The 14,460-nt window shown below is 45.0% G+C and carries 18 protein-coding genes; 1 reads left to right on the top strand and 17 read right to left on the bottom strand.

Features of this window, described 5'->3' with window-relative positions; genetic code table 11:
• Positions 1–10: 10 nt before the first annotated feature.
• The 17 genes from N7E73_RS02690 to N7E73_RS02610 form a co-directional block, all read right to left on the bottom strand.
• On the bottom strand, positions 11–478 hold the full coding sequence (locus tag N7E73_RS02690; protein ID WP_432737381.1) for an acyl-CoA thioesterase: 468 nt from the start codon (positions 476–478) through the stop codon (positions 11–13).
• Complete coding sequence (locus N7E73_RS02685; RefSeq protein WP_432737379.1) at positions 475–864, bottom strand: 3-hydroxyacyl-ACP dehydratase FabZ family protein; 390 nt, start codon at positions 862–864, stop codon at positions 475–477. Before N7E73_RS02685 ends, N7E73_RS02690 begins: the two co-directional genes overlap by 4 nt.
• Before the next feature lie 4 nt (positions 865–868).
• Positions 869–1,390, bottom strand: a complete 522-nt coding sequence (locus tag N7E73_RS02680; protein WP_432737377.1) for a hypothetical protein — start codon at positions 1,388–1,390, stop codon at positions 869–871.
• The gene (locus tag N7E73_RS02675; RefSeq protein ID WP_432737375.1) at positions 1,383–3,773 is read right to left on the bottom strand and encodes an MMPL family transporter; all 2,391 of its coding nucleotides are present in this window, start codon (positions 3,771–3,773) and stop codon (positions 1,383–1,385) included. Before N7E73_RS02675 ends, N7E73_RS02680 begins: the two co-directional genes overlap by 8 nt.
• 2 nt (positions 3,774–3,775) lie before the next feature.
• On the bottom strand, positions 3,776–4,405 hold the full coding sequence (locus N7E73_RS02670) for a LolA family protein (RefSeq protein WP_432737372.1): 630 nt from the start codon (positions 4,403–4,405) through the stop codon (positions 3,776–3,778).
• Positions 4,393–4,887: a 3-hydroxylacyl-ACP dehydratase gene (locus tag N7E73_RS02665; RefSeq protein ID WP_432737370.1), complete on the bottom strand. Its 495-nt coding sequence runs from the start codon at positions 4,885–4,887 to the stop codon at positions 4,393–4,395. Before N7E73_RS02665 ends, N7E73_RS02670 begins: the two co-directional genes overlap by 13 nt.
• A gap of 15 nt (positions 4,888–4,902) precedes the next feature.
• Positions 4,903–5,934, bottom strand: coding sequence for a radical SAM/SPASM domain-containing protein (locus N7E73_RS02660; RefSeq protein ID WP_432737368.1), 1,032 nt, complete (start codon positions 5,932–5,934; stop codon positions 4,903–4,905).
• A 23-nt stretch (positions 5,935–5,957) separates the two neighbouring features.
• Complete coding sequence (locus tag N7E73_RS02655; RefSeq protein WP_432737366.1) at positions 5,958–6,353, bottom strand: hypothetical protein; 396 nt, start codon at positions 6,351–6,353, stop codon at positions 5,958–5,960.
• Between the two features lie 19 nt (positions 6,354–6,372).
• Entirely contained in the window at positions 6,373–6,963 is a 591-nt protein-coding gene (locus tag N7E73_RS02650; protein WP_432738827.1) for a lysophospholipid acyltransferase family protein, read from the bottom strand.
• Positions 6,964–7,185: 222 nt separating this feature from the next.
• Complete coding sequence (locus N7E73_RS02645) at positions 7,186–7,440, bottom strand: phosphopantetheine-binding protein (RefSeq protein ID WP_432737365.1); 255 nt, start codon at positions 7,438–7,440, stop codon at positions 7,186–7,188.
• Entirely contained in the window at positions 7,440–8,636 is a 1,197-nt protein-coding gene (locus N7E73_RS02640) for a beta-ketoacyl-[acyl-carrier-protein] synthase family protein (RefSeq protein WP_432738826.1), read from the bottom strand. Before N7E73_RS02640 ends, N7E73_RS02645 begins: the two co-directional genes overlap by 1 nt.
• A gap of 11 nt (positions 8,637–8,647) precedes the next feature.
• Positions 8,648–10,144 (bottom strand): phytoene desaturase family protein, encoded by a 1,497-nt coding sequence (locus N7E73_RS02635; RefSeq protein ID WP_432737363.1) that lies wholly within the window; start codon positions 10,142–10,144, stop codon positions 8,648–8,650.
• Positions 10,144–11,349 (bottom strand): beta-ketoacyl-[acyl-carrier-protein] synthase family protein, encoded by a 1,206-nt coding sequence (locus tag N7E73_RS02630; RefSeq protein WP_432738825.1) that lies wholly within the window; start codon positions 11,347–11,349, stop codon positions 10,144–10,146. Before N7E73_RS02630 ends, N7E73_RS02635 begins: the two co-directional genes overlap by 1 nt.
• 126 nt (positions 11,350–11,475) lie before the next feature.
• On the bottom strand, positions 11,476–12,198 hold the full coding sequence (gene fabG, locus N7E73_RS02625) for a 3-oxoacyl-ACP reductase FabG (RefSeq protein ID WP_432737361.1): 723 nt from the start codon (positions 12,196–12,198) through the stop codon (positions 11,476–11,478).
• A 58-nt stretch (positions 12,199–12,256) separates the two neighbouring features.
• Positions 12,257–12,430, bottom strand: coding sequence for a hypothetical protein (locus N7E73_RS02620; protein ID WP_432737359.1), 174 nt, complete (start codon positions 12,428–12,430; stop codon positions 12,257–12,259).
• Between the two features lie 168 nt (positions 12,431–12,598).
• Entirely contained in the window at positions 12,599–13,069 is a 471-nt protein-coding gene (locus tag N7E73_RS02615; protein ID WP_432737357.1) for an Sbal_3080 family lipoprotein, read from the bottom strand.
• Between the two features lie 450 nt (positions 13,070–13,519).
• Positions 13,520–13,747: a hypothetical protein gene (locus N7E73_RS02610; protein ID WP_432737355.1), complete on the bottom strand. Its 228-nt coding sequence runs from the start codon at positions 13,745–13,747 to the stop codon at positions 13,520–13,522.
• A 338-nt stretch (positions 13,748–14,085) separates the two neighbouring features.
• Here N7E73_RS02610 and N7E73_RS02605 point away from each other — a divergent pair, with 338 nt between their 5' ends.
• The gene (locus tag N7E73_RS02605; protein ID WP_432737353.1) at positions 14,086–14,436 is read left to right on the top strand and encodes a hypothetical protein; all 351 of its coding nucleotides are present in this window, start codon (positions 14,086–14,088) and stop codon (positions 14,434–14,436) included.
• Positions 14,437–14,460 lie beyond the last annotated feature (24 nt).

The following is a 14,460-nucleotide window of genomic DNA, read 5'->3' as shown; positions in this document are numbered from 1 at the left end:
GGAGACCCAGTTAAAGGGGAGCGAGAGTTTTATTCTTCCATCTCTGGCAGAGTTCGGCAAAGAAGTCAGGTTGAAACATCATGAGTTGATTGTCTTTGACAAAGAGCTGGACAGTGCATCCGGTTGTGGCTTTTTCCCCTGCAGAGTTGCGGATAATGAACTCATAATTCATACGTGCGGCTTCGGTCCAATGAAGTAATGTTTCAATGCTGAATGTTTCACCAAAGTGGAGTGGTTTGATGTAATCTACCTGCATTTTTTTGATAGGTACTGCCACGTTGTTACGATAGCAATCCAGATAACCGATACCGTACATATCTCCAAGAGCTGTACGCCCATCTTCAAAATAACTGGGATAGCGGCCATGCCATACAATATTCATGGGGTCCACTTCTTCGAAACGAACTTTACGCTTTACTATATGACGCAGTGGTTCTGGAGCTCCGTCAATTTTAGAAAAATAAGATTTACGCGTCATAGCACGGCCTCATTGCTAAAGAGGAGCTGGAAAGATGCTACTGTTTCGCCGTCGACGGAAAGCGAGCAGAGGGCGATATGGCCTAGGTCTTTAGCTGTAAGGATGAAGTTTAGATATAGCTTCTCCCTTGGCTTGACTGGACGCAGGAATTTACAGCGGGTCACTAATTGTAATGTAAATTTTTCCTCTGGGTACTCGTAAGCCAAAGCTTCCAGTGAAGCCTGTTGTCCGAGCAGAGTCTGGATAACTCCGGGCAATATAGGATTTCCGGGAAAGTGGCCATCGAACCCAGGGAAGGATTCGCTGAAAACGTATGAACAGGTGTACCCTGAGTCCGTTTTTTCAAGATTGCTACGGTAGTTTGAAATAAGTTTGTATATGTCCATGCTCTTAAGAATCCTTTTGCAATCCGGAATTGAGAAATAGTTCGAGAGTGTAGTTGCCATGCAACTCGCTGATAATAGTGTGGGTAGCGAATTCTCGATTGCCGATCTTTTTTATCCCTTCAGTGGAGATTTTTGTTCCCATAGAATCAGCTTGGTGTTGGGTGAAGTACATCTTGTAAATGCAACGCATTGATTCGTCATAAAAAGGTGGAATCATGCGTAGGAATGGAGATGCAAACAACAGTTTTGATTCAAACTTACCAGTATCGTAGGCAATAATTTCAGCTACCAACAGTTTTAAGCCGATGTCGTTCAGCATGACAACCCGAGCGGTTCGCTGTTCTGGGTTTAGATGCAACATGCCGCGTAAGGGTATTCGATTTCCCGCTATAGAAAGTACTCCGTAGTGTTGCAGAATGTATGAGGTTGAAGCTACGGGTTTTATCTTGTTGATTGAGCTATGTGAAGAGCAGCCGGCCAACACTATTAGGACTAGCAGGAACAACTTGGCTGAAAATTTATGCACGTTTATCTCCGACTAGGTGCAATAGCTGTGGGAGCACAAAAACAGCGCAGCAAAGAGCTGCCGTAATTCCGATGGAAACTGTAGCACCTAATGATTGTAGCGAAGGATGTTTGGCAAATATAAGCACTCCAAAGCCAGCCAGTGTTGTTAAACCAGAAATTTTGACCGCTTTGATGGTCCATAAAGAAGGGGCACTAATTTCCTGAAAAACCATGAAGATTCCGTAATCGGCTCCAAGGCCGATTACAAGAGGTAAAGCTACAATGTGAAAAATATTTAGGGGAAATTGTAAAAGGCCAAGTAGGCCAAATGTCGCTACTACTCCGAAAATTGCTGGGAAAAGAGCCAAAATTGCTCTGCGTAGATTTCGGAAAAGTCCGAAAATCAGTACAGCCACCGCTATTCCAGAACAGGATATGAACTTTATGATGTCCAGTTTCATCTCCTGTTCAAGGTTAGATTTGAAGCGCGACTGGGAAACAAGGTGCACGCCCATTTCTTTTTCTTTTTGGGGAGAGTAGTAGTCATTTATTAGCTGACTGTCTGGGAGGAGAGTCATGACCAACTGCTCTTGTTCGTTATCACAGGGAGGAATGAGTAAGTCATAGAGAAAACTAAGAGGGCTTGAGCTAAATGTTATGGTATCAAGAGTTGGAGGCGTAGCAGAAAGACGGTCCATTGCTGAGAGAAACGCTTTGGGCGCAAATCCGAGTTGTTTGCTGCTGTCGAGGATAGCTTGTGTCGTATGTTCGGCATTCTCATTCCAAAATGATGACCAGCGCGTTCTATTTTCCTCAATGGTTTTGTATGAAGGTAGGGTTTCTGCAAGGCTTACCGCCTCAATACCGGAAAGATTTTTTTTGATATCCATCCATGCTTTTTCATTGTTATGCAAGGCTGCGTCTATCGTTTTTCCGGATGCAAAAATCATGGATTGGGATCGGACGCTACCCCATTTTTCTTGAAAATGTTTTTCTGTGCATGATATTTCTTTTGAAATATAACCCAAATTTTTCAGCTCCGTATCAAAATGATTGTTCAATGCGCATATAATAGATGCCACCAATATGAGGCCGGTTGTCCACAAGATGATATTCTTATTGCCTTTAATTTGATGATAAGCATGAGCCTTGTTTGCGTATGGAAATTCATTGCAGAATTGAGGGACAATGATCAAGGCGTATATACAAGACGCAAAAATTCCGGCTACAGAGAATATGGAGAGCTGTTTAATTCCAGGAATGCCTGAAATATATAGCGAAGCGAATGAGGCACATGATGTTGCGGCTCCGAAAAGTATTGGCTTACAGACTTTTTGATAGGCACTTCTCTTCTCCCTATGGTTTTCCGCTAAGGCAAAATAGATATGCACAGCAAAGTCTATGGATATTCCCATTAACACTGCACCGAAACCTATGACAATTGCAGACATATTACTATAAACATATGCGCAGCATCCTAGCCCGGTTATGATGGCCACGCCAGGGGCAAGAAATACACTTAAGGCTCCTTTGTTCCGGAATGAAAAGAAAAAAAGCGCGGACAAAGCGCCAAGTGAGATGAGAGAAACCTTTAGTATGTCTTGCTTGATGATTGTGGCATTGGCGACGGTGTAGCTATGTCCGCTCAATAAGTTAATCTGAATGCTCGTTTCGCTAAGGCTGTATTCAGCCATGGTTTCTTCTTTTATTTTTGTAAAGCGTTCCAGTAGGAGTTGACCGTTTTGAGAATCAGTCATGGGAATATTGGTCTTTGCGATAAGCAAGAGCGCATTTTTTCCGGTAACGAAAAATCGGTTTCCTACTTTTTTGGTGCTGGGCAGGTTCTGCATGGATGCTATTTTAGGTAAATAGGTCAGGCGTAAATTGAGTGGGTCTGCAGCAATAATTCCGCGCATTCCTATGCCTGTTGGCGAAAGAAGAACATTTTTTGCGTTAGTTAAGCTTTTGTGTATCGCTTCACTGTGGGTAAGCGTTTCTAGTTTTTTAATATCATTTTTGGTTGTTATGTTTGGAGCTTGGCTGAGTAAATAGTCTATTATTTCAAGTGGAGTTGTTTCCAAAGAATTGGACTCAGCCAGCAGCGGAGTATTCATCCTTGTGGTCATGCTTAAGGCTATTTCACATAGTTTATCTTCATCCAGTGTGTCGCTGGAAATAGAGATGAGAATTTTTCCTGCTAGCGGAGCCTTTTGAAGTAACGCAAAATCACGACTGACCTTTCCGTTCTCTCCACTGGGAATCATCGCCGAAATATCTTCGGAAAAAGAAACCGAAAGTAAGGGGATGGAGCAAATCAACAAGAAAATTAGCAGGGACAGCGTGCTTAGAAATTGTGATTTTGTGTTTAGTTTTGAATTATTATGTCGGTTGGGGAAGAACATGTCTATTGCTTTAGGAATATATCCTGCGGTAATTCTTTATTTAACTGTACATTAGAGAATATTATTTTTGTGTAGTCTCCATCAGGGCTATGCATCTCAATGCCCTTGAGATGGTCTGCTCCGGGAGCAAAAAATATGCGGATCAAATTTATAAATTGTCTTGTCTTGTCCGATTTAGGTGTAAGCTCCATAGCTGCCGGGGAATAATCAGTGACTTTGATGGAGTACAGTGATTGCAACCACGTAATGTCCATGGTCGTCCAAGCTAGTATCTGTTCGGAAATAATCGTCATTTCCGGAGAGGTTGCCGTGTTAACCGGGGTTGGTTCCTCCGTTGCCGCATCCCATTTCAATCCTTGATGTCCATTGAGTAAGAAACCGGATACGAATGGTTCGGTGTATTCCCATCGTAAATTGTCCGGGCGAGCAAAGTAGAAGTTCCCTCTGGAGTTCATAGTGTCTGCGAAAAGTGAAACGTGACTTTGCTGGCTAAATTCGCTGCTTATGGCATATATAGACTGTGCACGGTCTTGCAAATTTTTTAAAAAATCAGCCTGCTTGTCTGCGTAAGCACTTTCTGCTGAAGCGATTAATAGCAGAACGAACAGAAATAGTTTTTTTACAATTGCCATAAGGGGGCAGTCTCCACGGATTTTGCCTGTGCTAAAAGCTCGGCTATGGACTCTTCCTGCGGAACAAAGACTTTTATCCTGCCTTCGGCTAAAGTTATTTCTTCACAACTTACTGTGCCTTCAACTACGGCGAATCCGTTAAAATTACCCACAATTTGTACGGTTATTAGCAGTTCGTTGCTGCTGAATTCTGCGGTTTTTTGAGAGGTTATATGAAATTTTTGAACCCCAACAAGGTACCCTTCGGGTATGGGGCGTCCGAGAGACTGTAGTTGATAACCACATATTGCGGCATAAGCCTGAGCGAGCAGCTCGATGTAGAACGGTGTTAGCAGACTGCCGTCCGAGTCCAGCGCAATGGACTGTGTGGAAAGGTCCGCCAACGCGGTTCCTGCATCTCCTTCGGCAGTAAGAACACTGTCAATGAGCAGCATCTGTCCGCGATGTGGTAGTAGCCTTCTAGCTTCGATGGGAAGATTCATATAAAAACTCCATAGTTAAATACGCCAGCAAAGCGGATCGGATGACAAATAGTCTCCATTCAAATGGTGGGCCATACCTCGACAGCCGTAACATTCGGATCTTAAATCACAGGTCTTACACGGTCCGGTGATAGTGTGGCGAATGTTGCGTAAATTGTTGAATACAACATTCTGTTCGATTATTTCTTGCAGAGAGTTTATACGCAGGTTACCTGCGACAATGTCTACTCCAGGACAGGGAATTACATCACCTGTAGTGGTAATTGTGCAGGAATAGAAATGCCTTTTGCAGGAAAATGCTGCTACAGGAGGTTTGGGCTCCCATCGTATACTGAATTCTTCTCGATCGATGCGAGAAAGTTCGTTGAACAAAGCACCAATTTTTTGAGGGCTTAGTGCCAGTTCTACACGGCCCTTGGCCCGTCCTTGATCAGTAATGGTTTCGAAATAGGGGATGATCTGGCGAGAGCGCAGCCAGCGCCACATTTCCGGTATTTCTTCATAATTCTGGCGACAAATGATGGTCTGGGCACCAATCGGAAGATTCCCATTGGAGTATCCGGCCTCAAGCAGGTTGTTGAGGCCTTGGCGAATAGCCTTGTGAGCATCTTTCTTGCCAGCCAGATGGTCCTGCACTTCTGGATTAAGACTATTGAATTTGATGACCGGCTGTACGTCTAGGGAAAACAGCTCTGATGCAGTCTCAGGAGTAATTCTAGTCCCGTTGCTGAAGAGTTCAATCTCCAAGCCAAGATTATGTATATAATGGAGCACATCCATAATACGGGGGTAGAGCATAGGCTCCCCCCCGCCAAGGATAATGATCTTACGTGCACCAAGGTTCAGGCACTGGTCCACTGCGGTGGTAATTTCATCATACTCAAGCTCATTGTTGAGTTTTTTCCCTGATGAGGCATAGCAGTAGATACAGCGCAGGTCACAGACTCTGCTCAGTTCGAGTTCTGCAGTAAGCAACTGCCTGTTTTTGAGGGTGTGTTCAATGTCAGCATCGGTAAATGAACTGCCCCAACAACGGCTTGAATTCATAGTTGTTCTCGTCAGTAATTTTACTAAATCTGGAACAATTCGTGGTTGATGGCGTTGGCAAGATTTTTGACCCAAGCGTTGTAGTTGCTATGGATCACGTTACCTTTATGTTTCAAGTTCGTGCTGTCTTTGTAATTAATGCTATAATTTTTTGGGGTGTAAGTGATGTCTACTACAGCCTGATGGGAGCGGATATTCAGGGTACCCACAAGGTGGCCGGGTGCAACATCACTCATTTGCCAGCCAAGGCTATATCCGCCCTTGATTATCGCATTTTTCACATTTTCCAAAGATCGATCCTGCTGGCTTGTGGATATTATTGGGGCCATTTCAATATTTTGAATGGGAGCGGTTCTGCATCCGCTGAGAAAGAGTGCGCAGGTGATCAGTACAAAAGCAACAATACGGAGAATCTTCATCTGTAATGTCCTCATCTGGTTAGTTAATTTGGTGAAAATCGATGTCGGTTTCCCTATGCATTTCTTGAATGCAGGCAACCATAGTTTTTTTAACCGCGCGGCGCAAATCAATATGTATGTTTTGTGTGTTTTGAAATTGTTGCGGGTGAATGGGAGCAAGGAGTCTACCCCGGACCTTTGCAGGATGGATAAGCATATGCCCCCGGGGGAGCATTTTACGTGTCCCAGTAATGCATAGCGGGACAATGGGCAAACCGGTCTGTACGGAAAGGAGGAAGGGACCGGAGTGGAAGCGGTTCAAATTGCCGTCCTTACTGCGGGTTCCTTCAGGAAAGAACATCAGTGTTGCTTTTTGTTCAACAGCTTTTTTGGCCTGTTCAAGAATCGCGTCCAGATCATCCGTCTCCACATTGATGTAGCCAGCAAGTTTCATGTAGAATCCGTAGATGGGAATTTTGAAGGGCCAGTTACGTACTGCCATGCAGATGTTACGTTGTGGTTGGAAAGAGACTAGATAGGGGTCAAAGAACGACGCATGATTGGCAACGATGATGCATGGAGAGTCTAGTCTCAGTTGTTCAGGCCATTTGATATCTACGAATAGGGACATCAATTTTGAACTGGTCCAGCCATAGTACCAGATCATTTTGCGTAAGGTTTCTGATTTTTCTCGGCCCACTATATGAGTCAAGAAGATGTAGCAGAGTGGCGAAATGATGATTCCGGTCAGAGTCCAAAGAATGATACTTAAATATATTCCAACGTTGATCCAGATAATTTTGAGGCAATGGTCCATTGGGTAAAAACTAGGCGGTTGAAAAAGCCGCTTGTATTAAACGGCTTCGTCTTTTTTATTCAGGATAAATTTGTGTAAATCTCCGAGGGAGCGTATAGCCTTGAAGGATTCATCCTTCTTGATTTTGATTCCGAACTCCTGTTCCAAAACAATAACCATATCCACAGCATCCAAGCTGTCAAGGTCTAGATCGTCTTTGAAGATTGCTTCAGGAACCATGCAATCCAAATCTAGTTCAAATTCTTCTGCAAGCGCGGAGTTAATTTTTTTTATGATTTCTGCGTCAGTCATTATGATCTCCTCAAAACCAGCGATGTATTTATACCGCCAAGGGCGAAGTTATTTTTCAGCGCATATGTAATTGGTCTTTCCTGCAAATGCAAGACGTTGTTTATTGCAGAGCACTCATCGGCCGGATTGATCAGGTTTGCCGTAGGAATAATGGTATTTTCTTGTATCATACGCACTGTAGCTATAGTCTCGATAGCCCCGCTGGCAGCCATCGTGTGTCCCAGATGTCCTTTGAGGCTGCTGACCGGGGGGGTCTCGCCGAGCAGACTAGCAATAGCCTGTGCTTCGGAAGCGTCTCCCTGTAAAGTGCCAGTAGCGTGTGCATTCACGTAATCAATGTCTGCTTCGGAAATCCCAGCATCCTTCAAGGCTTCTTTCATGCAGCGCGCGATAGCGTCTGCACTGGGGGAAGCCATGTTGCTGCTGTCGCACAAGGACGAGAATCCTGTAATTTCGGCAAGCATTTTAGCCCCACGTGCTTTGGCATGGTTATAGTTTTCCAGAACTAGGATGCCCGCCCCTTCAGAGCAGACAATACCGTCACGGGTAGCATCAAAGGGCCTGGACGCGGTTGTATAATCAGATTCATCTGAAATTGAAGCGGCATCTATAATATCAAAGGTTCCTACTGTCAGGGGATGTAGCTCATCCGTACCACCACAGAGCATGACCTCTTGCTTGCCTGCTGCAATGGCTTCAGCTGCAAGTCCTATGTTTTGGCATCCGGTTGAACAGGCTGCCGAGGCTGCAATTACCCTTCCACTGAGTTCTAAAAATTGTGCCAGATTGGCGGCAGCACTGTGATTCATGATTTTGAAAAATTCAGTACCACGGATTGCGCTGAGGGAATTTTCCGGTAAATAGAGTTTGAAAAACTGTTCGAGAGCTTGTGAGCTTCCAGTAGTGGAACCAATGGAAAGTCCGGTCCTTCCTCCGGTCAAGGTGGCTTCGTCCAGCCCGGCTTGATCAATTGCTTCAAGCGCAGCAAGAGCGGCGAAAATGGAAAGATTTGACATAGTCCGTCGGGCTTTACGCGGAATGGCTTTGGTTTTTATTTCCGGGACACGGCCCGCTATGCGCGGGCGCAAGCCCTTGACGAGTTCAAGATCTTTCATGCGGCTGAGTCCTGAACGGCCAGTAAGAAGTCCGTTCCATAGTTCCGCAACTCCGCAGCCTAGCGGGGAGATTACGCCCATTCCGGTTATGACTACGCGTTGTAAATGCATCTAAGTTCCTCGTGTAATTTTTCGTGTCCACAGATAAAACCACAGGTCAGGTAGGCTGAAACGACAGCACCCATGACTCCTGGGGCGACAATGGACTGTCCTGCGAGAAGCAGTCCGTTGATCTTTGTGGCCGGAAGGGGATTGTATTGTGACATAGTATGGGCCGCTCCGTACATGCTGCCGTATGGGGAAAGGGTGTAATCGCGCAAGGTTAGCGGAGTTGCCATGTCAACGAATTTTACGTTATTATTCAATTCGGGGCAGCGGCTGAAAACTTGTTTTTCAAATTTGGACATGAGTTTAACTTTAAAATTAATATACTCCTGTGGTCTATTACATAGACCTGAGTCTTTCCACTTGCTGAATCTGTCAAAGTTACAAGGCATGATAGCGGTTATGCTCTGCCTGCCCTTACTACCAAGAGTTTGTCCGGCTGAAAGGAAAATTGCGTTTTCTGTCATCTCTGTCTTGCCGGAAAGGACTTTACTGTAATCTGATCCCGGCCATAGATATATATTTCGCCCCTGTAATGTTTCTACCGGAGTTGTGGCGATCCCAAAAAGAATTAGCGCTGACACTGTTTCCTGCAATTCATTGATCCTGCGTTTAAAGACTGGTCGGAAAGCTCCGTCTTCAGTGCAACTAAGCATTGAGGCCGGATGCGCGGACCAGATGCAGATTTTGCTCCTTAACTCATCGCCTCCATCAAGTACCAAGCTTTTAAAATTTTTATCTATATCATGGTTAATGCGTATGACCTTTTTGCCGCAAAAAATATCAACCCCGTGCTTTTGGAGTTGTTTCAGATAAGCATTAACAAGAGCTTTACCTCCTCCTTCAATGGTATGTGAGGATAGAAAATATGATCCGGCAACGAGGGCGTGGGTCGAGAGCATGGCCTGATCAGGTGATGTCCCGTAAAGCAAGGTGTGGCAGCAGAACAGATCCTTGAGTTCCTGATTATCCGTGAGAGAATCAAGGTATTCGCGTAGGGACTCTGTTTCTTTATGGGCAAGGTCATCGTGGCTAAAATCAAGATCAAAATTTAGGAAAGCTGAAGAGTTGAATATGTTTCTGATTCGCTCCAGATATTTGCCGATGGCTTTTTTTTCTGAAGGGAATGCTTTTTCTAAAGTCCTGTGGACCCGTTCATACCCGTATGGAAGGCAGACCTGGATGTTTTTCTTTTCAAAGCGAAAGCAATCGCAGCCGTCTTCTTTGAAAGGAATATTGACTAGTTCATCCCTGATTTCAAGATGTTTGAAGTATATGTCCAGAGGATCGCCTTCACCAAGTCCACCAATGAGGTGAATGCCTGTTTCGAAATGTACGCCCTGTCTGCTGAATCCGCGGACGGTCGGTCCGGGCAAAGCAAAGGCCTCCACCAACGCGACTTTGTGTCCGTATTTGGCGAGTAGCAGGGCGGAGGTCATGCCCGAAATCCCTGCACCAACAACGATGTAATCGTAAGCGTCCATTAGAATTCAAGTACGAGGCAGGAGTTAGTTCCACCGAACCCTGCTGAATTGAGCAAGGCTTTTTGCGGGGGGCGGATATCGGTTTCAGTTAAGATATTTAGTCGTGCTGTCTCTTCATCCCCCTCTGTGAAATTAATGTTCGGAGCAGTGAATCCATAGCGGTTCATGAGTGTTGTGTAGACAACCTGACTCGCCCCAGACATCCACAGCTCGTGCCCGGTCATGGATTTTGTGGAGGAAATGCGTGGACAATTCTTGTCGAAAAGGGTGAGTATGTTAGCTGCTTCAGCGCCATCGCCTGCCTGGGTGGATGTAGCATGAGCGCAGATATAGTCTATGTCCGTCGGTGTAAGTCCTGCCTGCTTGAGAGCCTTAGCTCCTGCTCTGGCCAGTCCATTTCTGCCTGGAACTGAAATATGATCTCCGTCTGAGGAAAAACCGTATCCGCTTACTACTCCAAGAATTTCGGCTCCACGTTTTTTTGCCAATTCGTAACGTTCAAGTATGATGGCAGCCGCACCGCCGCTAGGAACAAGCCCGTCGCGGTTTTTATCAAATGGGCGGCTGGCTTGTGCAGGATTTTCGATATGGGAAGAAAATGCCCCTAGCCCGTCAAAGCTACACATGGATTGCCAGTTCACTTCCTGTGCGCCTCCACATATGATTCGTTCCTGCTGTCCCGAGGCAATGAGGGTAAAAGCTTGACCAACAGCGTGGCCCCCGCTTGAACAGGCTGAGCTGATGGTCCAGGCCGCTCCACGGGTTTTGAAGAGGGTGTTCAGGTTCATGGTCACGCAGGATGTCATGGAACGAAAGACAGCGCCGCTACCTATTAGTGCCGTTTCGCCACGCTCTTTTAGCAGTTCAACCTGCTCAATTGCGGCAATGCAACTGGAGTCACAACCGAAGATAAGGCCGCTTTCATCGTTGTGCAGATCCTCTTCGGTAAGGCCGGATTGTTCTAAGGCCTGCCTTGCCGCAGCGTAGGCCTGCACTGCGAAATCAGGCATGGTTTTAAGTTGTTTGCGTCCCAGCCATTCTTGATGGTTAAAATTTTTGATCACCCCGGTCAGCGGGCTTGCAAAGGCGAGCCTTGCCCGCTCCTCGTCAACATCAATGCCGGAACGCCCGTTCTTAAGCGCTTCGGCAATGGTTTCAAGGCTTGATCCAAGAACGGAAATGGCGCCGATGCCTGTGATTGCCACTTTGTACAAAAGAAAAGCTCCCGAAGACTAAGTCTATAGCCCTTAAAAAACCTATTTTTTAAGGGAATATTAATTCTGTTGATATGTTTGCATGTGAATCCGATGGTTGAGCTACTAACCACTTCACTAGGTATGAATACCGCCGTTTATAGCGATAGTCTGCCCGGTAATGTAGGATGCCTTGTCCGAACAGAGGAAGGATACCACTCCGGCAACTTCTTGCGGTGTCCCCAGCCTCTTCATTGGAATCTGGTCTTTTATCTGGTCCACTGGAAGCTTCGCGACCATGTCGGTTTCGATGAAACCGGGGGTAACCGCGTTTACTAGGATGTTTCGTTTAGCTACTTCAACGGCTAGGGACCGGGTGGCCCCGATGAGTCCTGCTTTGGCTGCAGAGTAGTTTGTCTGCCCTGCAACACCTGTTTCACCGGAAGTTGAAGCGATGTTAATTATCCGTCCAGTCCGTTTGCGCAGCATGCGTGAAATCACGGGTTTGGTCACATTAAAAAATCCGCTTAGGTGGACCTGCAGAACCCTGTTCCAGTCTTCTGAAGACATCATCATCATGATTGAATCGCGTGCGAATCCGGCATTGTTAACCACGATGTATGGTACTTTTTTCTGCAGTAGAGGGGAAAGAGCTTTTTCAACAGCTACTTCATCAGTAACGTCAAACTTAAGCATGATGCATTCTCGTCCAATTTCGCGGATGGCAGCAGTTGTCTTTTCCGCTCCTTCATCATCGCTACGGTAGTTTAGCCAGATGTCGTAGCCGTCTTCTGCTAACTGCAGTGCGATGGCTGCACCGATGCCTTTGCTGGCCCCTGTAATTAGAGCAATTTGTGACATGTTTTTCCCCAAGCAAAAAGGGGCTCAAGGCCCCTGTTTGCGGAATCACTTGTTAAATTTAAATATTATCTTCTTGTGAAGTTCGGCCATCTTTGTAGCCCTTTTTGAATTCTCCGGGCATTTCCTTGACTTCCTTGACCGCTTGGCCTGTTGCCTTGCCTATTTTCGCACAACCAAGGGACGAAAACATAAATGCAGCAATGAGAAGAACAGCAACCACTCTATTGATCATATATCCTCCAGCATAGTTTTTGTTAAAAAAAACGTTATTTTTTTGAAAAGTCAATTGCCTTTAGCTGATCAGGGAGGCGTGGTCTTTCCTGTGCTATATCTATGAGGCTTTATGGCTCTGGTTTGAGTCGGGATTATTGCCCGGTTGAATATCACAACGTTGATTGGTTTAGTCCGACTTTTTCTTTTTAGGGTTTGTAAGTATATAGCGATCAACTTTACCTGAAAGCATATCCATCATTTTGTAGATACGGTTATCCCCATCTTCAAATTTATGTGAATCCCATTGGCCTACTCGCAAGTTTACTTCGCCAGCTTCAATTCCATTTTTGTATGCTGTAATCTCTGCATCTGAAAGGAATAAAGCCAAATCCCAAGACCATCTGCCATAGTAACGCATGGTCCATGCACAGCTATCGACTTTCGAACTTGCGGGAACGATTTGGTTTTTTATGTTCTCTTTATTTAACCAGTTTTGCATAGCTTTTTTAAAGCCCTCTCGCGTTTCAGGATCGTCAATAATACAGACTGTCTCAGCCTGTAGTAATTCAGGAGCAGGACGGTTAATTACGTCAAATTTCCCACAGCCAGAGGTTGCCAGTATAACTAAGAACATCAAGAAAATAGGATAATTAAGCATATAGACTCTCCTTTGAGATGCTCTATAGTTGCTCTTAATATTAAAATCAATGGAAAACAGTTCGGTTTCGGAGTTGCAAATCATCTTCTACTTGGTTTTGATCACGGAGATCAACTTGGCGTGTCGATTCGTCTGGAAACATTCTCTACACGCTTAAGAGTGGCGGCATGATCAAGGATAATGGAGATAAGATTTTCTTCAGTCTAAATGATCCGGGGGCAGAGCAGGTGGCTCAGGGTTTTGCAAGGATGATGTTTGGTAGGAATGTATCTGTTGCGGGGAATGAAATTCGACGTAAGGGACGTTCTCGTTCGGGAGTGAGGTTGTGAAGATAATTGGACAATTTGTCGGCTGTGTCGCTGATGCAGAGTTCTACTAAACAGGGATAGACAGGGTGTTGAAGACCATTCTTCTGAGTAATATATGTATATACATATGTACTGTCGTTGTTCACTGTTCATCCCTGACTAGAAATCTTGATCCTGTTCCCGAATGCGTTTTCTCGTTGCTCTTTTTTTTGTTTTTCATTTCAAGAGCCTTGCCAAGATCGTCTGTATCAGGTTTAGCTACCAGTATAATCTGGTCAATAAAACCAAGGTGTTCTAGTACCTGTGCAAGGGCTCCAAGCCCGACACTTGGATCTCCCTGTTCAGCTTTTCGTAGCCTGTTGCGGGTCATAAAGTGCGGTCACCCATTTCCTGATGTGTAATGTCGCGCCGAAGGCGTGCAGTCTTTATATTCTGGACAAGAGCCTTCAACGTGGCAATTGTCTTGGTCGAAATTGATTTGGCGGCAAGTGAATTTTTGGGCATAACTGAATAAGTCTTTGGTTAATAAAATAAACTTTATGACGCCTTAAGGTTAATATGTTGATCATCTGCGATTTGGTCAATGGTGTCTACCTCACGGGCTATGTCATTGGTGATGTAAATAAATGGTGTGGTGCTGGTGTGATTTATACAAATCAAAATCGCAGGTCTTGGATCAAAATATATTTTAAAAAATAAGGATGTTGTATGAAAGTCATTAATAGGATTGTAGCTATCATTAAGCCAAGGCAGCCATTCCTGGATTGGGTTAACTCGTTGCCAGGTGCCGCGGATCATCACGAGATAACCATGGCGGATATCCATGATGACTGTATGACTTTTTTGGTGCCTGAGTATGAGGATAATGCCAGGGCTCTGGAGTATATTTTAAAAAATAGCCGTGAAATCTTTGAGCTTGAGTTGGAGTCCTGGGACTTGAGAGTGGAATTGTGGCCTGAGAAGCGGGATAGAAGGCTTTTCAAAAAATGGTTTGACGTGGAAATTCATTCGCAGGTTATTGATATCGCTAAAAGTTATATCGAATATGAGGAATATTAACACGGCAGGTTGCAACGATCTCGA

Origin of the sequence: Maridesulfovibrio sp. FT414 (assembly GCF_050916235.1) — a bacterium.
In the GTDB taxonomy this organism is placed as follows: domain Bacteria; phylum Desulfobacterota; class Desulfovibrionia; order Desulfovibrionales; family Desulfovibrionaceae; genus Maridesulfovibrio.
The sequence above is the reverse complement of the archived record's forward strand: the minus strand, read 5'-3'. Positions and strand labels throughout refer to the sequence as shown.

Excerpts from the sequence above, each read along its gene's own strand:
- N7E73_RS02645 (WP_432737365.1), bottom strand. The coding sequence starts at position 7,440 with ATGACTGACGCAGAAATCATAAAAAAAATTAACTCCGCGCTTGCAGAA.
- N7E73_RS02605 (WP_432737353.1), top strand. The coding sequence starts at position 14,086 with ATGAAAGTCATTAATAGGATTGTAGCTATCATTAAGCCAAGGCAGCCA.
- N7E73_RS02615 (WP_432737357.1), bottom strand. The coding sequence starts at position 13,069 with ATGCTTAATTATCCTATTTTCTTGATGTTCTTAGTTATACTGGCAACC.
- fabG (WP_432737361.1), bottom strand. The coding sequence starts at position 12,198 with ATGTCACAAATTGCTCTAATTACAGGGGCCAGCAAAGGCATCGGTGCA.
- N7E73_RS02650 (WP_432738827.1), bottom strand. The coding sequence starts at position 6,963 with ATGTCCCTATTCGTAGATATCAAATGGCCTGAACAACTGAGACTAGAC.
- N7E73_RS02640 (WP_432738826.1), bottom strand. The coding sequence starts at position 8,636 with ATGGGCGTAATCTCCCCGCTAGGCTGCGGAGTTGCGGAACTATGGAAC.
- N7E73_RS02690 (WP_432737381.1), bottom strand. The coding sequence starts at position 478 with ATGACGCGTAAATCTTATTTTTCTAAAATTGACGGAGCTCCAGAACCA.
- N7E73_RS02620 (WP_432737359.1), bottom strand. The coding sequence starts at position 12,430 with ATGATCAATAGAGTGGTTGCTGTTCTTCTCATTGCTGCATTTATGTTT.
- N7E73_RS02655 (WP_432737366.1), bottom strand. The coding sequence starts at position 6,353 with ATGAAGATTCTCCGTATTGTTGCTTTTGTACTGATCACCTGCGCACTC.
- N7E73_RS02610 (WP_432737355.1), bottom strand. The coding sequence starts at position 13,747 with ATGACCCGCAACAGGCTACGAAAAGCTGAACAGGGAGATCCAAGTGTC.
- N7E73_RS02635 (WP_432737363.1), bottom strand. The coding sequence starts at position 10,144 with ATGGACGCTTACGATTACATCGTTGTTGGTGCAGGGATTTCGGGCATG.
- N7E73_RS02675 (WP_432737375.1), bottom strand. The coding sequence starts at position 3,773 with ATGTTCTTCCCCAACCGACATAATAATTCAAAACTAAACACAAAATCA.
- N7E73_RS02670 (WP_432737372.1), bottom strand. The coding sequence starts at position 4,405 with ATGGCAATTGTAAAAAAACTATTTCTGTTCGTTCTGCTATTAATCGCT.
- N7E73_RS02660 (WP_432737368.1), bottom strand. The coding sequence starts at position 5,934 with ATGAATTCAAGCCGTTGTTGGGGCAGTTCATTTACCGATGCTGACATT.
- N7E73_RS02665 (WP_432737370.1), bottom strand. The coding sequence starts at position 4,887 with ATGAATCTTCCCATCGAAGCTAGAAGGCTACTACCACATCGCGGACAG.
- N7E73_RS02685 (WP_432737379.1), bottom strand. The coding sequence starts at position 864 with ATGGACATATACAAACTTATTTCAAACTACCGTAGCAATCTTGAAAAA.